Here is a 22614-nt window from a genome sequence, read left to right as displayed (position 1 = left end):
GGTTCCGGCGCCGCCGGCCGTCCAAGGGACTGAGCCACTGGATCTGGCGGGCCGTCCTGCGTCACCCGGAGATACGGCTGCGGGTGACGGCGGCGGCGTCGCTTGTAGCGCTGGTGCTGTCGACCGCGCTGTGCGCGGTGCTGCTGACCCTGGTCCACCAGCAGGCGGTCAGTGAGACGTTCCGGAGACTGTCCCGGGACGGGCGCCGGGTCGCGACGTCGGTCAACCTGGGGCGGCTGAGCAACCCGATCCTGACGTCCGACGACGAACTGCTGCAGGTCACCGACCTGCAGCACCGGGTGGTCGCCGCGTCGCCGCGGATGCAGGGCCGCCCGCCGGTGCGCTTCCCGCCGCCGAGGCGGTACGACGACCGCCGCGACGGGCGGATCTGCGGGGTCGACGCTCCCGGCGGGGACTGCTTCCTCCTGGTCGAGAACCGGGTCGGCGTCGGGCCGTCGACGAAGTTCGTCTTCTCGCTGGCCCCGGAGCCGGGACCGCTGCCGCGCCCGCTGGTCGCGGCGCTGATCGCGCTCTGCATCCCGTTGATCACCGGCCTCGTCGGCTACGGGACGTGGCTGTCGGTGAGCCGGGCGCTGCGGCCGGTCGCCGAGATCCGCCGGAAGCTGGACGAGATCACCGCCACCGATTTGGAGCGCCGCGTGCCGCTGCCGGGCCGCCGCGACGAGGTGGGGCTGCTCGCCGAGAGCGTGAACGCGACCCTCGACCGGCTGGAGCAGGCGGTCGCGCGGCAGCGGGCGTTCGTCTCCGACGTGTCGCACGAGCTGCGCAGCCCGCTCACCGCGCTGCGGATGGAGGTGGAGCTGGCGCTGACGGCACCCGAGGACAGCGACGTGCAGGAGACGCTGCGGGCCGTCCTGGAGAACACCGAGCGCCTGTCGGCGGTGGTGGACGACCTGCTGGCGCTGGCGCGGCTGGAGGCCGACCGCAACTTCGAGCGCGAGGCGGTGGACCTGACCGAGCTGACGGACGCGGAGGTGCTGCGCCGCCCGCGCCGCACCCAGGCGACGGTTCTGTCGGAGGGGTCGGTGACGGTGCACGGGGGGCGCAGCGAGCTGGCGCGGCTGCTCACCAACCTGCTCGACAACGCCGACCGGCACGCGACGGGCGAGGTGACGGTGATCCTGCGCGCGGAGCCACCTTCGACCGCCGTCGTGGAGGTGATCGACGACGGCCCGGGCGTCCCGCCGGAGGACCGCGAGCGGGTGTTCGAGCGGTTCACCCGGCTGGCCGAGGGCCGGCACCGCGACGCGGGCGGCACCGGCCTCGGCCTCGCCATCTCCCGGGACATCGCGCAGGCGCACCAGGGGTCGCTGATCCTCACCGACCGCATCGACGGCCGCCCCGGCGCCCGCTTCGTCCTGCGCCTCCCCCTCCGGTGACGGCGCCTCCCCTCCGGTGACGGCGCCGGCCCGCGTCAGTGCAGGTCGGCCGCCGTGACGGAGACCTCCGTGCCGGGCGCGGGGTCGACGCCCATCGCACGTGCGAGCTTGCGGAAGGCGCCCGCCTCGTCCGCGCGGCCCTGGCGTTCCAGGGTGCGGGCCAGCGCCTCGTGGGCCCAGCCGTTGCAGGGGTCCAGGCCGACGAGGCGGCGGAAGGCCGCCTCGGCGCGGCCCAGCTGCGCGCTGTGGAAGTAGGCGCGGCCGAGCAGCTCCGCCGCGGCGCGGTTGCCGGGGTCGCCCTCGGCGATCGGGGCCAGCAGGCGCGCCGCGCCGGCGTAGTCCTTGGCGTCGAAGAACAGCGTCGCGCGCTCGAACTCCTCGTAGGTGGTCATCCCGCCCCTCCCCTCAGGTTGCTTGACGCAACGCACAACCGGGGACGGGCGGGATCTGTTCCCGCAGGCGGTTTCCCGGGGCTCAGCCGAGGCCGAGCGAGTCGCGGAGGCGCTCGCGCTCGCCCTCCAGCTGCTCGATCTGGCCCTGCAGCTCCTCCCGCTGGGCGAGGTACTGCCCCGAGTCGACCATGTCGCCGGCGTCGGCGGGCGGGTCGGGAAGGTCGGCGCGGAGCCGGTCGAGAGACTCCTCGATGTCGCGGAGCCTGGCGCGCCGCTCGTCCTCGGGCTGGTTCATTCTCATCCTCCCCGTCGGGTACGGCCTCTGCATGCCCGCGACGGGCCCGTGCACTCCTCGCCCCCCGCGATCAGACGCGGATCACGGTCTTGCCGCGGGCGCCGCCGGCGCGGTTCGCGGCCAGCGCGTCGGCGGCCTCGGCGAGCGGCACCTCGTGCTCGACCCGGACGCGGAGCGCGCCCGCGTCGATGAGGTCGGACAGCCGGTCCAGCAGCGCGGCCGACGGGCGGCCGTCGTAGTTGACGCCGCGCAGCTCCCTGGCCTCCATCGCGTCGGGGTTCACCGCGTAGGTCGTGCTGACGTACGTCCCGCCGGGACGCAGCAGCTGCGCGATGTGCTCGGCGGCGGTGGTGTCGCTGACCACGTCGAGGACGATGTCGATCCCCTCGGAGTGGACGGCGAGCACCTGGCGGTTGAGGTCGCCCTTGGAGTGGTCGACGGTCTCCTCCGCGCCGAGGCGCCGCATGGTGCCGGCCATGTCGTCGCGGGCGGTCGCGATGACCTTGGCGCCCGCGCGGGACGCCAGCTGCACCAGGCCCTGGCCGACCCCGCCGGTCGCGCCCACGACGAGGACGGTGTGCCCGCTGTCGACGCCGGCCTCGTCCACCATGGCGAGCGCGGTCGTGCTCGCGGTCGGCACTGCCGCGGCCTGCGTGTAGATCATGCCCGTCGGCATCTTCGCGACCGGCCCGTCGTCGCGGGCGATCGCGTACTCGGCGAAGCTGCCGAGGCCGCGCTCCGGGTGGGCGAAGACCCCGTAGACCTGCTCGCCGTGCCGCAGCCGGGTCACGCCGTCGCCGACCGCGTCCACGACGCCGGCGCCGTCCTGCCCCAGGACGAGCGGGAACGGCACGTCGACGGAGTCCTTGAGCATGCCGTCGGCGATCTTCCAGTCGAGCGGGTTGAGGCCCGCCGCGACCATCTTCACGAGGATCTCCCCCGGCCCCGGCTCCGGGCGCGGAAGGTTCGTCCACGCCGGTGTGGCGCCGTATTCGGACACGGCGATGACTCGCATGATGATCGTCCCCCCGATCGGATCGCGCGGAGGCCCGGACACCCCCCGGTTCGCTCTACCCGATCACCCGGCGATCACACGGGCCCGCAGGTCGGACGGGTCACACCACCGGCCGCCCTCAGGCGGGCGCCTCCTGCCCGGGGGGACCGGGCGGCGGCGTGGCCGGCGGGCCGCCGGGGCCCGGACGGCCGCCGCCGTCGCGCTTCTTCGAGCCCTTGCTGACGCGCAGCGTGATGGTCGTGCCGGGCTCGGCCGAACCGGGGCCGGGGGACATCTCGGCGACCGTGCCCTTCTTGTACCGGCGGGACTCGACCTGCTCGCCCACGTTGGTCGTGAAGCCCGCGGCGCGGAGCTTGGCGACGGCGTCGCCCAGCTTCATGCCGCGCACGTCGGGGACCTTCGCCCGGTCCTCGCCGGACCCCTTGCTGAAGTAGAACGACGGCGGGCGGCGGAACGGCGACGCGTCCGTGCCCCGCAGCGCCCCGCTCATGCTCTGCTGCCAGATCGGCGCCGGGATCGTCGCGCCGAACACGGCGCCGTAGCAGGTGCCGTCCATGCAGAGGTTCTCCATCGGGTGCCGGTAGCCGCCGCGCGGGTCGCCGACCCAGACGGCCGCCGCGAGGTCCGGCGTGTACCCGGCGAACCAGGCGGCGGAGAAGTTGTCGACGGTGCCGGTCTTGCCGGCGGCGGGGCGGCCGATGCCCATCCCGCGCGCCGTGCCCTTGGTGAGGACGCCCTGCAGCACGTAGTTCACGGCGTCCGCGACGCCCTCGTCGATGGCCCGCTCGCAGTCGCGCCCCGGCACCTTCAGCCGGTGCCCGGACGCGTCCTTGATCGAGGTGATCGCGATCGGCTTGCAGTACTCGCCGCGGGCGCCGAACGCGGCGTAGGCGGCGGCGAGCCGCAGCGGGGAGACCGGGTTGAAGCCGAGCGTGAACGACGGGTACTCCTCCAGCGGCTTCCCGTTCGCCTGCTTCATCCCGAGGCGCTCGGCCATCTTGACGGTGTCGCAGAGGCCGACCTCCTTCTCCAGCGCGAGGAAGAAGGTGTTGACGGAGTGGTGCGTGCCGGTGACGAGGCTGAACTCCTTGCCGCCCTCGCCGTCGGCGGCGTTGCGCAGGGACGCGCTGGGGTCGCCGACCTTGTCGCCGTCGCAGTTGCGGAAGCCGACCGGGGTGAACCTGCGCGGCGCCATCAGCCGCGTCCCGAACGGCATGCCCTCGTCCAGCGCCGCGGCCAGCGTGAACGCCTTGAACGTCGACCCGGCCTGCATGCCGATGCTGGAGCCGTGGCCGGCGTCCGCGGCGAAGTTGATCCAGGTCTTGCCGCGCTCCTTGTCGGGGCCGAGCTTCCGGTCGACGACCATCGCTTTGATCTCGCCGGTCCCCGGCTCGACCATCGCCTCGGCGGCGGCCTTGTGCGCGGAGTTCTTCGGCGGGACGTGCCGGTCGACGGCGCGCTGCGCGGCCTTCTGCGCGCGCCGGTCCATCGTGGTGCGGATCGTGAGGCCGCCGCGCTTGAGCAGCTTCTCCCGGTCCTTGGCGGTCTTGCCGAACACCGGGTTGGTGGAGATCTCGCGCTGCACGTAGTCGCAGAAGAACGGCGCCTTGCTGGACACGCAGCCGCTGCGGACGTTGTCGATGTCCAGCCCGACGGGCTTGCTCTTGGCCGCCTCCGCCTTGGCGGGGTCGACCCAGCCGAGCTGGGCCATCCGGTCCAGGACGGTGTCGCGGCGCTGCCGCGCCTCGCCGGGGTGCCGGATCGGGTCGTAGGCGTAGGGATAGCGGATGACGCCGGCGAGCAGCGCCGCCTCCGCCAGGTTCAGCTCGGACGCGTGCTTGGAGAAGTAGTGCCGGGACGCGGCCTCGATGCCGTAGGCGCCGTCGCCGTAGTAGGCGATGTTGAGGTAGCGGCGCAGGATCTCGTCCTTGCCGAACTTCTCCTCGACCGCCACCGCGTACCGCAGCTCGCGCACCTTGCGGGCGGCGGTGACCGCGGTGGCCTCCTGCCGCTCCTCGTCGCTGTCGGCCTGGGTCAGCAGCAGGTTCTTCACGTACTGCTGGGTGATGCCGGAGCCGCCCTGCGTCACCTGCCCGCTGCTGAGGTTGCTGGCGAGCGCGCGCAGCGTGCCCTGCAGGTCGATGGCGCCGTGCTCGTAGAACCGGCTGTCCTCGATCGCGAGCACCGCCTGGCGCACGGCCGGCGCGATCTTGTCCAGCGGGACGTCCACCCGGTTCTGGTAGAAGAACGTCGCGATGGTGGAGCCGTCCGCGGCCAGGATCCGGGACCGCTGCGGGACGCCGGACGTCGTCAGGTTCACCGGCTCGCTGTCGAACCAGCGGGCCGTGTCGCGGGCGCCGACGCCGGCCGTGCACGCGGTCGGCAGCAGCATCAGCGCGACGAGGACGCCCGCGAGGCCGCCGAGCGCGCCCAGCCCGCGCAGCGCGCGGGCCTTCTCGGCACGGGTCGTGGACGAGGTGAGGATCCGGCGGCGAGGACGCGGGCCGCCCGGGACATCCCCCCGTGCGTCGCGCTTCCCTGGTTCACCATCAGCCCCGGCAGACACGCGCCCAGAGTAAACGGGCCTTCCCGGTCGGACCACCCCATCGATGATGTTCCGGTAGTTTCCCCGCGAATCAGGCGCGCTGCCGCCGTTCCCACGCTCGGACACGATCGCGGAATACCCGGGAAACGGCCCGCAACTCGGACTCCGGGTCGACTCCCCGCTCCGCCGCCTCCCGGACGAGCGCGAAGAGCCGCGTACCCAGGTCGTTCCCGGCGGCGTTCCCGGCGGCGGCGCGCTCATCGGGCACGAGATCGTCGGCGAGGCCGGCGGGGGCCGCCATCCGCTTCGCGCGGCGCTGGAGCTGCGCCGCGAGCGACAGCGCCGGCTGCCCCATCGGGACGCCGTCGAGCGCCGACGCCTCGGCGCCGCTCTTCTCCGCCCGCTCCGCCGCCTTGATCTGCTCCCAGTTGGCGTTGACCTCGTCGGCGCCGGAGACGGTCACGTCCCCGAACACGTGCGGATGGCGGCGCACCAGCTTCTCGACGATCGCTCCGGCCACGTCGTCGATGGTGAACGCGGTCTCGTCGTCGCGCTCGGCGGCCACCACCGAGTGGAACGCCACCTGCATCAGCACGTCGCCCAGCTCCTCGCGGAGCGCGCCGAGGTCGCCGGACTCGATCGTGTCGAGGACCTCGTACGCCTCCTCCAGCAGGTACGGGACGAGCGTGACGTGCGTCTGCTTGCGGTCCCAGGGGCATTCGCGGCGCAGCGTGTCCATGACCGACACCAGATCGAGCAGCCGCGCGCCCGGCAGGTCGTAGGAGCCGTGCAGCACCTCGACGTCCAGCGGGTCGTTGACGACGAGCGTGCCGACCTCGCGCATCAGCGCCTCGTCGCCCTCCGGCGCGGCCACCCACACGATGTCCGCGTGCCGCGCGTCGGCGACCAGCCCGCTCGCGTCGGGCTCCTCGACCGTCTCCGGGGCGATCCCGGCGTCGCGCAGCGAGGGCAGCAGCGGATGCCCGTCGCGGAGCCGGACGGCGGACGCCGACCGGAGCGCGTCCCACGCCCGCCAGGTCAGCAGGCCGGGCGCGACCCGGTGCGTGGTCGCGAGCAGTGTCAGGGCCATGCGCCTCAGATACCCGAATCGGGGCTGGACAGCCGGTAGGTGATCGAGCCGACCTCGAACTTGCCCGGGTCGTAGTGCCCGTAGCGCGGGTTGACCTCGATGCGCATGCCGTCGGCGGTGCGCTTGAACAGCTCGTTCCACTGCCGGCCGGCCTGCTGCGTCGCCGGGCTCAGCCGGTTGCCCAGGTCCGCGCCGAACCGCTGCATGACCGCGATCTGCGTCGCGACGAGGCGCGCGAGGTCGCGGGTGTGCGCGCGGGGCAGCCCGCTCGCCAGCGTGATCGAGTCGGCGCCGCCCTGCTGGTTCAGCGCCTGGACCGCGGTGTCCACCTCGCCGCCGGTGACCTTGACGCCGGCGGCCTTCGCCACCTTGTCGGCGACCTGGAAGTTGATCAGCAGGGTGAGCGCGCCCTGCAGGTCGGACTCGGAGTCGCCGGCGAGCTGCGGGGCCGGGTTGGCGGGGTTCGCGCGCAGCTCGTTGGCGGCCGGGTCCGCGCGGAACTGGGTGCGCCAGTCGCGGACGGTCTGGCTGAGCTCGGTGTTGGTGATGCGGTCGTCGCCGACGAGGGCGGCGGTGCCGACCTTCGGGGAGCCGCCGCAGCCGGCCAGCGCGCCGGCCGCCAGCACGACCGCCACCGCCGCCTTCACGGACTTACCAGGCACGGAATCCTCGTCTCGTCATGGGAGTGCTCGGGGTCGGCCCAGGCTACCGCCTGCCGGACGCGGTCGCCGTTTCCAGGAACAGGGCCTCGACCAGGTCGGTCGCCCACTTCAGCAGCTCCTGGTCGCGCAGCGGCCGGCCGCCGAGCGGCGCGGTCTTCGGCGCCGGGACGAGCAGGGTGTCGGTCGCCGGCTTCAGGATGCTCTTCGGGTACAGCCGCTGCAGCCTGACCTGCCGGGAGTCGGGCAGCCGCACGGGCGTGAACTTGACGAAGTTGCCCTGGAGCGTGACGTCGGTGAGCCCCGCCCGGCGCGCCTTCGCCCGGAACCGCGCCACTTCGAGCAGGTTCAGCACCGGGACGGGCAGCGGGCCGAAGCGGTCCTTCAGCTCGTCGTGGACGGCGCCGATCTCGTCGTCGGACGTGATCGCGGCGATGCGGCGGTAGGCGTCCAGCCGGAGCCGCTCGCCCGGCACGTACTCGTGCGGCAGGTGCGCGTCGACGGGCAGCTCGACCTTCGTCTCGACGGCCTCGGCCTCGCCGGCGCCGCCGTCCTTCAGCTCCCGGACCGCCTCGCCGACCATCCGGACGTACAGGTCGAACCCGACGCCCGCGACGTGCCCGGACTGCTCGGCGCCGAGGATGTTGCCCGCGCCGCGGATCTCCAGGTCCTTCATCGCGACGTACATGCCGGCGCCCACCTCGGTGTGCTGGGCGAGCGTCGCGAGCCGCTCGTGCGCGGTCTCGGTCAGCGGCTGCTCCGGCTGGTAGAGGAAGTACGCGTAGGCGCGCTCCCGGCCGCGTCCGACGCGCCCGCGCAGCTGGTGCAGCTGCGACAGCCCGTACATGTCGGCGCGGTCGACGATGAGGGTGTTGGCGTTCGGGACGTCCAGCCCGGACTCGACGATCGTGGTCGCGACGAGGACGTCGTAGTTCTTCTCCCAGAAGTCGACCATGACCTTTTCGAGCTCGTTCTCGTTCATCTGGCCGTGCGCGATGCCGATCCGCGCCTCCGGGACGAGGTTCGCCAGATTCGCCGCGACCTTGTTGATCGAGCGGACCCGGTTGTGCACGAAGAACACCTGGCCCTCGCGCAGCAGCTCGCGGCGGATCGCCGCGGCGATCTGCTTCTCCTCGTACGGGCCGACGAACGTCAGGACGGGGTGCCGCTCCTCCGGCGGGGTGAGGATCGTCGACATCTCCCGGATGCCGGTCAGCCCCATCTCCAGCGTGCGCGGGATCGGCGTCGCGGACATGGCGAGCACGTCGACCTGCGTGCGGAGGCGCTTCAGCTCCTCCTTGTGCTCGACGCCGAACCGCTGCTCCTCGTCGATGACGACCAGGCCGAGGTCCTTGAACCGGGTCTGCGACGACAGGATCCGGTGCGTGCCGACGACGACGTCCACGCCGCCCTCGGACAGGCCGCGCAGCGTCTCCTCGATCTCCCTGTCGGTCTGGAACCGGCTGATCGGCTTCACCACGACCGGGAACGCCGCGAACCGCTCGCTGAACGTCGACATGTGCTGCTGGACGAGCAGCGTCGTCGGCACGAGCACCGCGACCTGCCGCCCGTCCTGGACGGCCTTGAACGCCGCCCGCACCGCGATCTCGGTCTTGCCGTAGCCGACGTCGCCGCAGATCAGCCGGTCCATCGGGAGGGGCTTCTCCATGTCGCCCTTGACCTCGTCGATGGCGGCGAGCTGGTCGGGCGTCTCGTTGTAGGGGAACGCGTCCTCCAGCTCCCGCTGCCACGGGGTGTCGGGCGCGAACGCGTGGCCGGGGCTCGCCATCCGCGCCGAGTACAGCCGGATCAGCTCCCCGGCGATCTGCTTGACGGCCTTGCGGGCGCGCGACTTCGCCTTCTGCCAGTCGGCGCCGCCGAGCCGGTGCAGGCTGGGCGCCTCCCCGCCGACGTACCGGGTCAGCTCTTCGAGCTGGTCGGTCGGGACGAACAGCCGGTCGCTCTTGGCGTACTCCAGGATCAGGTACTCGCGGGTGGCGCCCTGCACCGTCCGGCTGACCATCTCCACGTACCGCCCGACGCCGTGCTGCTCGTGCACCACGTAGTCGCCGGTCTTGAGCTGGAGCGGGTCGATGCCGCCGCGCCGCCGCGACGGCATCCGCCGGGCGTCCTTCGTGGACGACTTCTGCCCCGACAGGTCGGTCTCGGTCAGCACCGCGAGCTTGACCGACTCCCAGGTGAACCCGTTCTCCAGCAGCCCGGTCGCCACCGTCACCACCGACGGGCCGGGCGGCTCGGCGAGGTCGGCGCGCCGCGCGCCGATCCCCTCCTCCCCGACGAGCTGGACGAGCCGCTCGGCGGGGCCGTGCCCGGCGGTGACCATCACGACGCGCCAGCCGCCGTCGATCCACCCCTTCAGGTCGCCGACGACGCGGGACGTGTCGCCCCGGTACGCCTCCGCCGGCGTCACACCCAGATTCAGCGCCTCGCCCCCGTCATCCAGGGGGGACGCCCCCCCTGTACCCCCCGCGCTCGCTTCGCTCGCCGTCAAGGGGTTGAGCGCCGTCACGCTCCAGCGCGGCAGCCCCAGCTCGGTGCTGTGCTCGCGCACCTCCTCCAGCGAGCGGAACGCGGCGGCGCCCAGGTCGATCGGCGCCTCTCCCCCGGCGGCGGCGTTGACCCAGCTCGCCTCCAGGAACTCCTGGCTCGTCCGGACCAGCTCCACCGACCGGGTCCTGATCCGCTCCGGCTCGCACACCAGCAGCGCCGACCCGTCCGGCAGCAGGTCGGTCAGCAGCTCCATGCGGTCGGCGAGGACGGGCGAGAACGCCTCCATGCCCTCGACGGTGTCGCCGTCGGCGATCCGCCCGAGGATCTCCGCCAGCGCCGGGTGCTGCCCGGCGAGGAGCCTCGCGCGGTCGCGCACCTTCTCCGTCAGCGGCAGCTCGCGGCACGGCGGCGCCCACAGCCCGCCTTGCGCGATCTCCAGCGAGCGCTGGTCGGCGGCCTTGAAGTAGCGGATCTCCTCGACGGTGTCGCCCCAGAACTCCACCCGCAGCGGATGCTCCTCGGTGGGCGGGAACACGTCCAGGATCCCGCCGCGCACCGCGATCTCGCCGCGCTTCTCCACCAGGTCGACGCGGTGGTACCCGGCGTCCACCAGATCGCGGACGGTGTCGTCCATGTCGGCGTCCTCGCCGGAGACGAGCCGCACCGGCTCCAGGTCGGCGAGCCCGGCGACGATCGGCTGCAGGACGGCCCGGATCGGCGTCACGACGACGTCCAGTTCGCCGCCCTTGCCCTCTTCGGCGGGCCGGCCCGCGTCCGGGTGGACGAGCCGGCGCAGCACCGCGAGCCGCTGCCCGACCGTGTCCGACCGCGGCGACAGCTTCTCGTGCGGCAGCGTCTCCCACGCCGGGAAGTGCGCCACCCGGGCGGGGTCGAGCAGGCTCGACAGGGCGGCGGTCAGGTCCTCGGCCTCCCGGCCGGTCGCGGTCACCGCGAGGACCGTGCCGCCGGCGTCCGAGGCGCCGCCGGCCCGGAGCCGGCGGCTGAGCGCGGCGGCGAGCACCGGCCACAGCGCCGCCGGCGCGACGACCTCCTGGTCCGCCCGCGCACGCTTGAGGGCGCGCTCCAGACCGGGATCGGTGCACGCAAGGTCAACAAGTCCAGAAAGCGTCATTTTCGCCCGCACATTCGCCGAAGAACCCCGTGGCAGGGCAGCCCGAAGAGCCGGGAATCCCAGCGGGACCCCGGTACCGCGTCCCAGGGTACGCGACACGGCATTACCAAGAATGCGCAAATAGCGGACGGAGTGCAGTCGGGCGATTACGCTGCGAGACTGTGACCGATCTGCGTACGCCGCCGGTCAGCGACGGCGATCTCTTCTCAGAACGCGCCCGACAGTACGCCCTAGAGAAGCCCCTGCAGCGGATCCACATCCTGGAGGCGGGCTGCGGCTGGGGCACGGGCCTGGACCTCGGCGACCACGACCACCACGTCACGGGCGTCGACATGGAGTCCCCGGAGCTGCGCGCCTACACCTGCGAGCGGCCCGACCTCGACACCTGGCACCTCGGCGACCTGCGCACGGTGCCGCTGCCGCCGCGCGCCTACGACATCGTGCACGCCTCGTACCTGATCGAGCGCGTGCCGCACGCCGAGCTGGTGCTCGACCGGTTCGTCGCCGCGCTGAAGCCCGGCGGGCTGCTGCTGGTGCACCTGCGCGACCGCAACACCGCGTTCGGCTTCCTGGACCGCACGCTGCCCCGGTGGCTGCGCCCGTCCGGGCGGCGCCGGCGGCCGCGTCCCGGCCGGGGCCCGCGGGGGGCGCACGCGCGCGTCCCGTATCCCGCGGACGAGCGGGTCGCCGGGCCGGAGACGGCCCCCGGCACCGCGCCCGCCACGACACCCACAACCACACCCGCCGCCGCGCCGGCCGCCGCGCCCGGCACGGCGCCGGCCGGGGGCCCGCCGCCGGGGCGCGCGTCGCGCCCGGTGCCGGTCGTCCGGACGGGCCCGCCGCGCGCGGTCTACGGCCGGGTCGCGTCCGGGCCGGGCCTGCGCTGGTACTGCGTGATGCGCGGGCTGGTGATCTCCGAGGAGTACACGTCCCGGCAGGCCATCGACGCGCTCGGGGCCGGATCCGGCCTCGCCGACCTGCTGTGCCGGCTCGTGTCGGCGGTCACCCGCGGGCGCCTCACCGCAGACCACAGCGAGATCACGCTGGTCATCCGCAAGCCCGAGAACCGTTTCGCCAGGGTCATCTGACCGGGGCGGGTGTGCGCGGGCGCGGGCCGACGCAGTATTTTTCCTGCGGAAACTCCCACTGACACGGACGAGCCCGGTTCCCCGCCGCCGGGCGGGATCGGAGATCGCGGTGACCGCCGACGCCGGCCTTCCCGACACGCTGCGCGACCTGCCCGCCTGGACCCCGGACCCGGTGGAGCTCGCCGACCTGGAGCTGCTCCTCGCCGGGGTGCACCGCCCGCTGCCCGGGTTCCTCGGCGCCTACGACACGGCGATGGTCGTCGCCGGCGGGCGGCTCGCCGACGGCACCCCGTGGCCGGTCCCGGTCACGCTGACCGTCCCCAAGGAGCTGACCGGGCACGAGCGGGTCGTCCTGCAGGACCCGGAGGGCGTGCCGCTCGCCGTGCTGGACGTCACCGAGGCCTGGCAGGACCCGGCCACCCAGGCGTGGCGGCTCGCGGGGCCGCTGGAGGCCCTCCGCGCACCGGCGCACGGACCGTTCCACGCGCTGCGCCGCCGTCCCGACGAACTCGCCCCGGTGGAGGGGCCGCTGCTGGCGGTGGCCACCCGCGAACCCCTGCACCGCAAGCAGCTGGGCCAGCTCCGCCAGGTCGCCGAGCGGCTCGGCGCGACGGTGCTCGTCCTGCCGCTGCTCGGCGGCGAGCACGACGAGTCGCTGGTCAGGGCGCTGCTGGGCGTCCGCAAGGAGCTGCCGGACGGGACCCGGATCGTCCCGGTGCCACTGCCCGCCCGCGGCGACGAGGAGCGTGACGTCCTGCTGCGCGCGCACGTCGCCGCCGCGTACGGCGCCACCCACCTGCTCGCCGAGGCGGAGCGGGACGGCACCGCGATCCCGCTGGTCGTGCCGGAGCCGTGGGCCTACGACGCCGACGTGGAGGTCTGGCGGCCGGTCGCGCGCATCGAGCCCGACCACGTCCAGGCGGAGCTGACCGCCGAGCGGCTGAACGAGCTGCTGGACGCGGGCGAGCCCGTCCCCGACTGGTTCACCCCGCCGGCCGTCGCCGCCGAGCTGGTGCGGGCGCGCCCGCCGAAGCACTCGCGGGGCATCACGGTGTTCTTCACCGGGCTGTCCGGCTCGGGGAAGTCGACGGTGGCGCGCGGCCTGTCCGACGCGCTGATCGAGCGCGGCGGCCGGACCGTCACGCTGCTGGACGGCGACGTCGTGCGGCGGATGCTGTCGGCCGGCCTGACGTTCTCGCGCGCCGACCGCGACCTCAACATCCGGCGGATCGGGTTCGTCGCCGCCGAGATCACCCGGCACGGCGGCACCGCGATCTGCGCGCCGATCGCCCCGTACGCGGCGACCCGCGCCGAGGTCCGCCGGATGGTGTCCGCCGTGGGCGACTTCATCCTGGTGCACGTCGCGACACCGCTGGAGGAGTGCGAGCGCCGCGACCGCAAGGGCCTGTACGCCAAGGCGCGCGCGGGGCAGATCCCCGAGTTCACCGGCATCTCCGACCCCTACGAGGTGCCCGCTGACGCCGATCTGACGCTCGACACCTCGCGGCTGTCGCCGGACGAGGCGGTCGGCGAGGTGCTCGGCCTGCTGGTGGATGGCGGCTGGGTTCGCCCCGAATAGAACATCTGCCCCGTTTGTCCCTCGCCACCCGGGTTAGACCCAACCGGGGGCCGTCCCCTAGGGTATACGCGAGTTTTCCTACATGGCAGGTAGGTCATGCCGATGGACTTCGATTGGACGATGGCGCTGGGATCCTTCCTGGTCGCCATCATCGTCGGGCTGACGGGGATGGGCGGCGGCGCGCTGATGACGCCGATGCTCGTGACCTTCTTCGGGGTCAGCCCGCTCGCCGCCGTGTCCAGCGACCTCGTCGCCGCCGCCGTGATGAAACCCGTCGGCAGCGCCGTCCACTACCGGCAGGGCACGATCAACATGCGGCTCGTCGGCTGGCTGTGCGCCGGCTCGGTGCCGGCCGCGTTCTCCGGCGTGCTGCTGGCGAAGGCGCTCGGCCGCGGCGACTCGGTCGAGAAGCTCATCAGCACCGCGATGGGCGTCGCGCTGATGATCGCCGCGGGCGGGCTCGTCCTGCGCGCCTACCTCGCCCACCGGGGCCGGGCGGGCTCCGCCGAGGACGGCGGCGGCGAGGCGCCCGAGGTCACGGTCCGCCCGGTGCCGACCGTGCTGGTCGGCGCCGTCGGCGGCCTCGTCGTCGGCATCACCTCGGTCGGCTCCGGCTCCCTCATCATCGTCGCGCTCCTCGCCCTGTACCCGGCGCTGAAGGCCAACCAGCTCGTCGGCACCGACCTGCTCCAGGCCGTCCCGCTGGTGTTCGCGGCCGCCATCGGCCACCTGCTGTTCGGCGACTTCCGGATGGAGGTCACCGCCGCCCTGCTGGCCGGCTCCATCCCCGGCGTCTACCTCGGCTCCAAGATCTCCTCGCGCGCCCCCGGCGGGCTCATCCGCCGCGTGCTGGCGCTCGTCCTCGTCGCGTCCTCGCTGAAGATGTTCGGCGTCGGCGCCCTCCCGCTCGCCTGGACGATGGCCGCGCTGACCGCCGCCACGGCCGCCGCCTGGCTGTACCTGCGCCACCGCGCCGGCCGGAACCCCGGTACGCTGCCCTCTCCCGTCCGAGCCGCCGGCCGGGCCGGTGCGTCAGGAGAGCAGCGTGGACCAACGATGGCCGCATGACACCGTCGACGTCCTCGGCGTGCGCGTCAGCCGCGCCGACGTCGCGCGGCTCCGGTCGTTCACGGAGACGGCCGTCAAGGAGCGCGCGAAGCTGACCGTCACGTTCGCCAACCCGGACTACGTGCTCAAGGCGCAGAAGGACGCCGCGCTGCGCGACCTCATGAACGGCTTCGACCTCAACCTGCCGGACGGCTGGGGCGTCGTGCTCGCCGCGAAGATCTTCGGGCGCCCGGTGCCCGGCCGGATGGCCAACGACGACCTCACCGGCGACCTGTTCGGGCAGCCCGCCGAGCACGGCTGGCGGGTCTTCCTGTTCGGCAACGCGCCGGGCGTCGCCGAGGCCGCGGCCGCGAACGTCCGCGCGTGGTACCCGGGCCTGGAGATCGCCGGGACGCTGCACGGCCACTGGGCGGACGAGCACGGCCGGCTGCCCGCCGAGACCGCCGAGCGGCTCGTCGCCGAGATCAACGAGGCGGCCCCCGACATCCTGCACGTCGGCCTCGGGACCCCGCTGCAGCAGCGGTTCGTCACCGAGTACCGCGACCGGCTCACCGCGCCCGTCATCATCACGTGCGGCGCGTACTTCGAGCACCTCGCCGAGCGGCGACAGTACTACCCGGCCTGGGTCCTGAAGCTGCGCGTCGGATTCCTGTACCGGCTGGCCCGCGAGCCCCGCCGGCTGTGGCGCCGCTACACCATCGAACTGGGCTCCTACCTGGGCCGCGTCATCCTGCACCGGATCCGGCACGGCAAGGCGCGCGACCGGTGACCGGCTCACGGCCGACATCTCTTTCCGAGAGCGGTTCCCCCGGAACCGCTGCCCGCTATTCGCCCATGTGGTAGGACAAGATGCGATCATCAACCCCGGCCGTCCCCCGGAGCACCTTCATGCGACCCTTCATCGCCTGCCTCACGGCCACCACTCTCGCGGCGTCCGCGCTGACGGCCGCGGCGAGCACGGCGTCCGCCGACATCGCCATGCCGTCGGTGGTCTCGGCCAATCCGGTGAACAACACCCCGCACGTCCTCGACGGCACCGTCCGCGCCATCGCCGTCGTGGGGAGCCTGGTCGTCGTCGGCGGCAACTTCGACGAGGTGCGCGAGGCCGGCACGTCGAAGACGCTGAAGCGGCACAACCTGTTCGCCTACGACATGACGACGGGGAAGATCAGCACGGTCTTCATCCCGAAGGTCGACGGCACCGTGCACGCCCTCCAGGCCGGGACGAGCGGCTGGGTCTACATGGCCGGGACGTTCAAGACCGTCAACGGCCGCAGCACCGGCACGGTCGCCTCGATCAAGACCACGACCAACCAGGTCCACACCGGCTTCAAGCCGAGCGTGAACTACCGCGTCACCACGATGGTGCGGCGCGGCCTGCACCTCTACATCGGCGGCTCGTTCACCAAGGCCGGCGGCAAGTCGCGCACCGCCGTCGCCCGGCTGGACGCGCTGAGCGGCGCCGCCGACGGCGGCTTCAACTTCAGCGTCACCAACCCCCGGTCCGGTGCGCTCAAGGTCTACAAGCTCGCGGTCGACCCCGCCGACACCCGGCTGGTGATCAACGGGACGTTCACCCGGGTCAACGGGGCGACCCGGTACCAGATCGCGCTGATCAACCTGGGCACGACCGCGAAGCTGTCGACCTGGTCGACCACCGAGTACGCCGACGCGTGCAACCTCAACGCGTTCGACACCTACATGCGCGGCATGGACTTCTCCCCCGACGGCAAGTACTTCGTCGCCGTCACCACCGGCGGCCCCTACGGGCGGACCACGCTGTGCGACTCCGCCGCCCGCTGGGAGGCGTCCCGCACCGGGTCCGGGCAGAAGCCCACCTGGGTCAACTGGACCGGCGGCGACACGCTGCTGTCCACCTCCGTCACCGGCTCCGCCGTCTACGTCGGCGGGCACCAGCGGTGGCTGGACAACCCCTACGGGCACGACAACCCCGGCCCCGGCGCCGTGTCGCGGCCCGGCATCGGCGCGCTCAACCCGTCGACCGGCAAGGCGCTCTCGTGGAACCCCACGCGGACGCTCGGCCACGGCGTCGAGGCGCTCGTCGCCCACCCGAAGGGCCTGCTCGTCGGCAGCGACACCGAGGAGCTCGGGCACGAGTACCACGGCCGGCTCGGGATGTTCCCCGCCCAGTGAGCCCTGTGACCTGTGTGAGATAAAGGGGCGACGACCATCGAGAGGAAGGGGCCGTCCGTGCGCGACCCCCGCGATCCGTTCCCCGGTGGTCACCACCGGCCCGACCCCCGCCGCTCGCAGCCCGTCCCGCCGGCGCGGCCGCGCCGGCGGCGCGGGCGGCGGCCGTCCCTCTACTTCACCGCCGCGGGCACCCTCCTCGTCGTCGGCGGCTCCGCCGGCGCGATCGCGCTGACCGGGGCCGGCATGAGCCGCGAGGCCCGGACCGCGGCCGCCGGCGGCGGCACCGTCGTGCCGGCGTCCGCCGACACCTACGTGGTACGCGAGATGCCCGGCAAGGGGTTCGGCGACGACAAGAAGATCACCGCCTCGGTGTGGCCCGAGTGGCACACCGAGGCCTACATCGCGTTCGACGTGCCGCGCGGCACCCCGGAGATCACCAAGGCCCGGGTCGAGGTGACGTTCGACCGCCCCCGCAACCGGCCCCGCCAGGTCGAGCTCCGCGCCCTCCCCGCTTCCTGGACGGAGAACGGCACGTCCTGGAGCAACCGCCCGTCCGCCGGCCCCGTCATCGCGACCGCCTCGTCCGGCAAGGACCGGATCTCCTTCGACGTCGGATCCGTCGTGACCGGCCCCGGCCGCTACACGTTCGCCATCACGAACCAGCACTTCCGGTCGGCGGCCTCCCTGCACTCCCGCGAGGGCGGCGACGGGCCCCGCCTCGTCCTGAAGACCCGCCGCGGCGAGCCCGCGCAGTCTCCGGGCGCGTCCCCGTCCCCGACGGCGCCCCCCACGGCGGCGCTGCCCGCACCGGGCCCCGAACCCACCTGGGAAGTCCCGCAGCCCACCAAGTCCCCCGAGACCTCCCCCGGCGGCGGCACGACGCTCTGCGGCCTCTCCCTCGAACTCAAGCCGGGCGAGACCTTCCAGAAGGCCCTCGGCCGCCTGGACGCCCGCTACGGCGGCCTGGAGACCGTCCGCCTCTTCTACCGGGGCGTCCCGCCGGCGTGGCCGGGCAACCCGGACCTCGGCGCCCGCCCGCCGATCATCTCCTTCAAGCTGGCGCCCAAGGACGTCCTCGCCGGCAAGTACGACAAGGCGATGACCGCCTGGTTCGCCACCGCCCCCCGCGACCGCGACGTCTACTGGGTCTACTACCACGAGCCCGAGGACAACATCGCCGCCGGCGAGTTCACCGCCGCCGACTACCGCGCCGCCTGGCGCCGCCTCCGCGCCCTCGCCGACAAGGCCGGCAACTCGCGGCTGCACGCCACCCTCGTCCTCATGAGCTGGAGCCTCGACCCGCTCTCCAAGCGCGACTGGCGCGACTACTACCCGGGCGGCGACGTCATCCAGGTCCTCGGCTGGGACGCCTACAACCTGGGCTGGAAGAAGGGTCGCTACGACTCGCCGTCCACCATGTACGACCGGGTCATCGCCGTGAGCAAGGCCGAGGGCCTCCCCTTCGGCGTCGCCGAAACGGGCAGCTACCTGGTGGGCGACGACGACGGCACCGAACGCGCCGCCTGGCTCCACGCCACCAACGCCTACCTGAAGAAGCACAAGGCCCTCTGGGTCGCCTACTTCGACCTGGACTGGTCCACCGGCGACTTCCGCCTCCTCGACAGCCACAGCCGCAAGGCCTGGCAAGACTTCTGCTAGCTCCCAGGGGGGCGACCCCCTGGGACCCGCATAACGAGGCATGCGGCCGTCGCCGGGCATGCCCGCTCCGGACGCTGGTGGGCCTCCGCGTCGCGGCGCGCTGTTAATACGTATGGCCGCGGTGCCGGCGCTGTTGGGCGTCGGCACCGCGGCCACGTTGTTGACGAGCGGGTGGGTTACTTTCGCTTGAGGATGATGGTCCACATCGCGGCGCGGCTGGCGGCGTTGGTGGTGGCCGTCTTGCCGCCGTAGCTGCCAGTGGGGACCGCGGCGTTGCTGTCGACGGTCAGGCTGGTGATGCGGCCGCCGCCGGACCCGATGCCGGTGCCGCGGGTCTCCACGCCCGCGGGGGCCGTCCACGAGGTGGTGCTGGACGACTTGTCGGCCCAGTACGTGATCGCCCAGCCGCCCGAGGTGGTGACGTCGGCGTCCGGGCTGGTGTGCTGCGTGCCGGAGTCGTCGTCGGTGTCCTTGGCGACCTTGGCGATCGGGTCGGTGGTGTCGGTTCCCGCGTAGGCCATCAGCCGGATGTCCGCCTTGGTGTAGGCGCTCAGCCCGATGTCGACCTGCTTCCCGGCGTCACCGGCCTGGGCGACCCTCTTGAAGAGGACGGACGTCGCGTTGCCCGCGTTCTGGTCGTCCACCTTCGTCCAGCCGGCCGGGGGCGTCGTCAGTTCCGCGTCGCTGCTGTTGAAGGTCAGCACCATGATGAGGCCGTCGCCCGGCTGGACGGACGCCGGGATCTGGGCGTACGCGGTCTTGACGTTGGCGTTGCCGCCGACGCCAGCCCGGTAGGAGATGTCGGCCTGGTCCGGCGCGACCGTCACCGTCTCGGACCTGGTGTCCTTGGCGCCCTTGTCGTCGGTCACCGTCAGCTTGACCGTGTAGGTGCCGGCGGCGTCGTAGGCGTGCTGCGGCGTGGCGCCGGTGCCGTTCTGGCCGTTCCCGAAGTCCCACGCGTACGAGGCGATGGAGCCGTCGGGGTCGGCCGAGCCGGACGCGTCGAACGTGCACTGGAGGTCGTCGCAGCTGCGGCTGAACGCGGCCTGCGGGGCCTCGTTCGTCGCCGCCGAGTCACCCTGGGCGAGGATGATCGTCCACATCCCGGCGCGGCTCGCCGCGTCGGTGGTGGCCGTCTTGCCGCCGTAGGTGCCGGTGGCGACCGTGCCGTTGCTGTCGACGGTCAGGCTGGTGATGCGGCCGCCGCCGGACCCGATGCCGATGCGGCGGGTCTCCACGCCTGCGGGCGCCGTCCACGAGGTGGTGCTGGACGACTTGTCCGCCCAGTACGTCACCGCCCACGATCCCGTGCCGCCGACCTGCGCGTTCGGGCTGGTGTGCGCGGTGACCGAGTCGGCGTCGCCGCCCTTGGCGACGGCGGCGACCGGGTCCGTGGTGTTGGTGCCGTCGTAGGCGAGCAGCTGGATGTCGGCCTTGGTGAAGGCGCTCAGCCCGATGTCGACCTGCTTCCCGGCATCACCGGCCTGGGCGACCCGCTTCCACAGGACGGAGGTGGCGCTGCCGACCGTCTGGGTGTCGACCTGCGTCCAGCCCGCCGGCGGCGTCGTCAGCGACGCGCTGCCGCTGTTGAAGGTCAGCATCAGGATCATGCCGTCGCCCGCCTGGACGGACGGCGGGATCTGCGCGTAGGCCGTCTGGACGTTGGCGTTGCCGCCGATGCCGGCGCGGAAGGCGATGTTCGCCTGGTTCGCCGCGACGGTGAGCGTCTGGGTCTTGGTGCCCTTGCCGCCCCGGTCGTCGGTCACCGTCAGCTTGACGGTGTACTCGCCGGCGTCGGCGTAGGTGTGCTGGGGCGTGGCTCCGGTGCCGGTGCCGCCGTCGCCGAAGTCCCACGCGTACGAGGCGATGGAGCCGTCGGGGTCGGCCGAGCCGGACGCGTCGAACGCGCAGTCCAGCTTGTCGCAGTTGGCGGTGAACGCGGCCTGCGGCGCCGTGTTGGGCGTCCCGGCGAACAGGAACACCGCCCGGCCGCGCCAGTCGGCGGAGCTGACCTCGGTGGAGGCCCCGGAGGGCACCCCCGCCGCGGAGAACGCGACCCGGTACAGCTTGCCGCTGGTGTTGCCCACGTAGTAGAGGTCGCCGCCGTTGACGAACATGCCGCCGACGGAGCTCCACGACATGCCGGGCAGGTTGCCCACGGCGGTGAACTCCTGCGCGCCGACGACGTTGCTCTCCGGGTTGAACATCCGGTAGTAGAGCGCCGACTGGCCGCGGGTGTAGTAGACCCGGCCGTTGGCGAAGAACATGCCGGTGATGCTCGCGACCTGCGAGTGCCAGGTCGTCATGGTGACGAGCTGGTCGGCCGCGTCGATCTCGGTGACGGGGCCGAGCGTGGTGCCGTCGAAGGCGCGGCGGTTGAACGAGCCGTCCGACCCGCCGTAGAACAGGTCACCGTTGATCATGAAGGCGCCGCGCGCGGACCGCCAGTCGACGCCGCCGGTGGCGTCGGCGACCTCGGCGCCGGCGGCGGTGCCGTCGAATGAGCGGTGCTTGAGGTAGTTGGCCGCGCCGTTGCCGATGCCGCCGCCGGAGTAGACGTTCCCGGGCAGCTCGCCGGTGCTGGACGGCGGGACGGCCTTGCCGCCGGCGAGGGGCATCAGCGCGAGCTTCTGGTGGTACTCGCCGCCGATGTTGTCGGTGTCGCTGCCGACCCACAGGCCCTCGCCGGTGGCCAGCATGTCGAACACGCCGACGCCCTTGTCACGGCCGGGGTTCCAGCTGAACGGCAGGCCGCTGGCGGGGTCGAGCGCGACGATGCCCTCGCGGGAGACGGCGCCCTGGCCGGGCTTGTCGCCGGCGAAGGGGTTGTTCGCCCAGCGGAAGTGGCCGCCGGCGTAGACGGCGCTGTCGGTGATCTCCACGGCGTAGGTGGTGTCGCCGCCGGTGTAGTTCACCCAGGTGGGCTGCTGGCCGGCGCCGGTGGCGGCGCTCTCCCATCGGGCCTGGGTGTCGCACAGCTTGGCCGAGCCGCCGTAGGCGCCGGTGGTGGTGACGACGAAGTACGCGCCGTCCGGGGAGAACTCGACGTCCCGCATGTAGGTGTCGAACGACTGGGAGCACTGGTCGCCGTAGCGGGTGGTGTCCCAGTTCGCGAGCTGCGCGGACGCGCCGGTGAGGTCGAGCATGACGATCTGGCGCCGGGTGCTGCCCGCGACGGAGCTGAAGTTGCCGATGCCGACGAGCTTGGAGCCGTCGGGGCTGATGTCCATCTTGTAGATCTGGGTGACGCCGTCGCCGGTCTGGGTGCCGGCGATGTTCAGGTCCACGAAGTCGTCGCGGGCGCCGGTCTGCGGGTTCAGCGTGGCGAGGCCCGCCCGCGCGGCGCCGCCCGCCGTGGCGAAGGTGCCGGCGACGTAGAGCCGGCCGCCGGCGAACCGCAGGTCGCGGACTCGGGCGTCGAGCTGCGGCTTGAACGCGGTGATGGGCGCGCCGGTCTGCGCGTCGATCCGCGCGAGGACGAACTGCCGGGTGCCGTTGATCTCGCTGAAGCTGCCGCCGACGTAGATGGACTGGCCGTCGGGGGCCGGCAGCAGCACGCTGGCCTCGCCCTTGTTCAGGCTCGGCGCGAAGTTCGGGTCGATCGCGCCGGTGGAGGCGTCGAAGGCGAACAGCCGGTCGCGGGTCAGCGTGGGCTTGTTCGCGCCGGGCTCCTTCACCTGGGTGAACGAGCCGCCCACGTAGATCTTGCCGCCGATCTTGATGATCGACTTGACGTCGCCGTCCACGACGTTCGGCGTGTAGTTCGCCGGGTCCGCGTTGACGACGCGGCCGTGCCCCGGCTCGGATCCCCGCTGATCGGCATGCGCCGGGACCGCCGCGACGAGACTCGCCGTCAGCGTTCCCAGCGCGAATGCGGCACTCGCGGCAAGCGCCCCCCACCTGCGTCTGCCCATCGACCCCTCCGTGCCATATAAGACATAAAACGACCGTATTGCGCGCGTAAAGGCGCACGGCGCCGGGCAATCGTAGCCGCGGGCCGCCTGACCTGCCGATCTGATCACTAACG

15 protein-coding genes are annotated in these 22614 nt (G+C 73.0%); 7 read left to right on the top strand and 8 right to left on the bottom strand.

What is annotated here, in order from left to right:
* The first annotated feature begins 83 nt into the window (after nucleotides 1–83).
* The gene (locus AL2_RS10835) at nucleotides 84–1400 is read left to right on the top strand and encodes a sensor histidine kinase (RefSeq protein WP_245666538.1); all 1317 of its coding nucleotides are present in this window, start codon (nucleotides 84–86) and stop codon (nucleotides 1398–1400) included.
* A gap of 35 nt (nucleotides 1401–1435) precedes the next feature.
* Here the strand turns inward: AL2_RS10835 and AL2_RS10830 are convergent, their stop codons facing one another.
* The 7 genes from AL2_RS10830 to mfd form a co-directional block, all read right to left on the bottom strand.
* Complete coding sequence (locus tag AL2_RS10830; RefSeq protein WP_067632672.1) at nucleotides 1436–1792, bottom strand: tetratricopeptide repeat protein; 357 nt, start codon at nucleotides 1790–1792, stop codon at nucleotides 1436–1438.
* 82 nt (nucleotides 1793–1874) lie between these two features.
* Entirely contained in the window at nucleotides 1875–2087 is a 213-nt protein-coding gene (locus AL2_RS10825) for a DUF4349 domain-containing protein (RefSeq protein ID WP_067632670.1), read from the bottom strand.
* Nucleotides 2088–2157: 70 nt separating this feature from the next.
* Nucleotides 2158–3102: an NADP-dependent oxidoreductase gene (locus AL2_RS10820; RefSeq protein WP_067633064.1), complete on the bottom strand. Its 945-nt coding sequence runs from the start codon at nucleotides 3100–3102 to the stop codon at nucleotides 2158–2160.
* 118 nt (nucleotides 3103–3220) lie between these two features.
* Nucleotides 3221–5668: a penicillin-binding protein gene (locus AL2_RS10815; RefSeq protein WP_157438093.1), complete on the bottom strand. Its 2448-nt coding sequence runs from the start codon at nucleotides 5666–5668 to the stop codon at nucleotides 3221–3223.
* Between the two features lie 70 nt (nucleotides 5669–5738).
* Entirely contained in the window at nucleotides 5739–6737 is a 999-nt protein-coding gene (locus AL2_RS10810) for a nucleoside triphosphate pyrophosphohydrolase (RefSeq protein WP_067632668.1), read from the bottom strand.
* 5 nt (nucleotides 6738–6742) lie between these two features.
* Complete coding sequence (locus AL2_RS10805) at nucleotides 6743–7399, bottom strand: hypothetical protein (RefSeq protein WP_157438092.1); 657 nt, start codon at nucleotides 7397–7399, stop codon at nucleotides 6743–6745.
* 43 nt (nucleotides 7400–7442) lie between these two features.
* Nucleotides 7443–11039 carry a transcription-repair coupling factor gene (gene mfd, locus AL2_RS10800; RefSeq protein WP_067632664.1) on the bottom strand — a complete coding sequence of 1199 codons (3597 nt, stop codon included), beginning with the start codon at nucleotides 11037–11039 and terminating at the stop codon, nucleotides 7443–7445.
* 161 nt (nucleotides 11040–11200) lie between these two features.
* Here mfd and AL2_RS39130 point away from each other — a divergent pair, with 161 nt between their 5' ends.
* From AL2_RS39130 to AL2_RS10770, 6 genes are all read left to right on the top strand, one after another.
* Nucleotides 11201–12127, top strand: coding sequence for a class I SAM-dependent methyltransferase (locus AL2_RS39130; protein WP_245666536.1), 927 nt, complete (start codon nucleotides 11201–11203; stop codon nucleotides 12125–12127).
* Nucleotides 12128–12236: 109 nt separating this feature from the next.
* Nucleotides 12237–13706, top strand: a complete 1470-nt coding sequence (gene cysC, locus AL2_RS10790; RefSeq protein ID WP_067632662.1) for an adenylyl-sulfate kinase — start codon at nucleotides 12237–12239, stop codon at nucleotides 13704–13706.
* Between the two features lie 102 nt (nucleotides 13707–13808).
* Nucleotides 13809–14774, top strand: a complete 966-nt coding sequence (locus AL2_RS10785) for a sulfite exporter TauE/SafE family protein (protein ID WP_168444856.1) — start codon at nucleotides 13809–13811, stop codon at nucleotides 14772–14774.
* Nucleotides 14752–15543, top strand: coding sequence for a WecB/TagA/CpsF family glycosyltransferase (locus AL2_RS10780; RefSeq protein ID WP_067632660.1), 792 nt, complete (start codon nucleotides 14752–14754; stop codon nucleotides 15541–15543). Before AL2_RS10785 ends, AL2_RS10780 begins: the two co-directional genes overlap by 23 nt.
* Nucleotides 15544–15662: 119 nt before the next feature.
* Nucleotides 15663–16928, top strand: coding sequence for a hypothetical protein (locus AL2_RS10775; protein ID WP_067632658.1), 1266 nt, complete (start codon nucleotides 15663–15665; stop codon nucleotides 16926–16928).
* A gap of 57 nt (nucleotides 16929–16985) precedes the next feature.
* The gene (locus AL2_RS10770; protein ID WP_067632656.1) at nucleotides 16986–18587 is read left to right on the top strand and encodes a CBM96 family carbohydrate-binding protein; all 1602 of its coding nucleotides are present in this window, start codon (nucleotides 16986–16988) and stop codon (nucleotides 18585–18587) included.
* A 176-nt stretch (nucleotides 18588–18763) separates the two neighbouring features.
* Here AL2_RS10770 and AL2_RS10765 read toward each other — a convergent pair whose 3' ends face one another.
* Entirely contained in the window at nucleotides 18764–22501 is a 3738-nt protein-coding gene (locus AL2_RS10765; RefSeq protein WP_067632654.1) for a PKD domain-containing protein, read from the bottom strand.
* Nucleotides 22502–22614: the final 113 nt, after the last annotated feature.

This window comes from Actinomadura latina NBRC 106108 (assembly GCF_001552195.1).
In the GTDB taxonomy this organism is placed as follows: Bacteria; Actinomycetota; Actinomycetes; order Streptosporangiales; family Streptosporangiaceae; genus Spirillospora; species Spirillospora latina.
This window is presented reverse-complemented; position numbering and strand designations above follow the sequence as displayed.

What these genes read in the sequence shown, in the direction of transcription:
- AL2_RS10830 (WP_067632672.1), bottom strand. Translation starts at nt 1,792, where the DNA reads ATGACCACCTACGAGGAGTTCGAGCGCGCGACGCTGTTCTTCGACGCC.
- AL2_RS10825 (WP_067632670.1), bottom strand. Translation starts at nt 2,087, where the DNA reads ATGAACCAGCCCGAGGACGAGCGGCGCGCCAGGCTCCGCGACATCGAG.
- AL2_RS10820 (WP_067633064.1), bottom strand. Translation starts at nt 3,102, where the DNA reads ATGCGAGTCATCGCCGTGTCCGAATACGGCGCCACACCGGCGTGGACG.
- AL2_RS10810 (WP_067632668.1), bottom strand. Translation starts at nt 6,737, where the DNA reads ATGGCCCTGACACTGCTCGCGACCACGCACCGGGTCGCGCCCGGCCTG.
- mfd (WP_067632664.1), bottom strand. Translation starts at nt 11,039, where the DNA reads ATGACGCTTTCTGGACTTGTTGACCTTGCGTGCACCGATCCCGGTCTG.
- AL2_RS10785 (WP_168444856.1), top strand. Translation starts at nt 13,809, where the DNA reads ATGGACTTCGATTGGACGATGGCGCTGGGATCCTTCCTGGTCGCCATC.
- AL2_RS10775 (WP_067632658.1), top strand. Translation starts at nt 15,663, where the DNA reads ATGCGACCCTTCATCGCCTGCCTCACGGCCACCACTCTCGCGGCGTCC.
- AL2_RS10765 (WP_067632654.1), bottom strand. Translation starts at nt 22,501, where the DNA reads ATGGGCAGACGCAGGTGGGGGGCGCTTGCCGCGAGTGCCGCATTCGCG.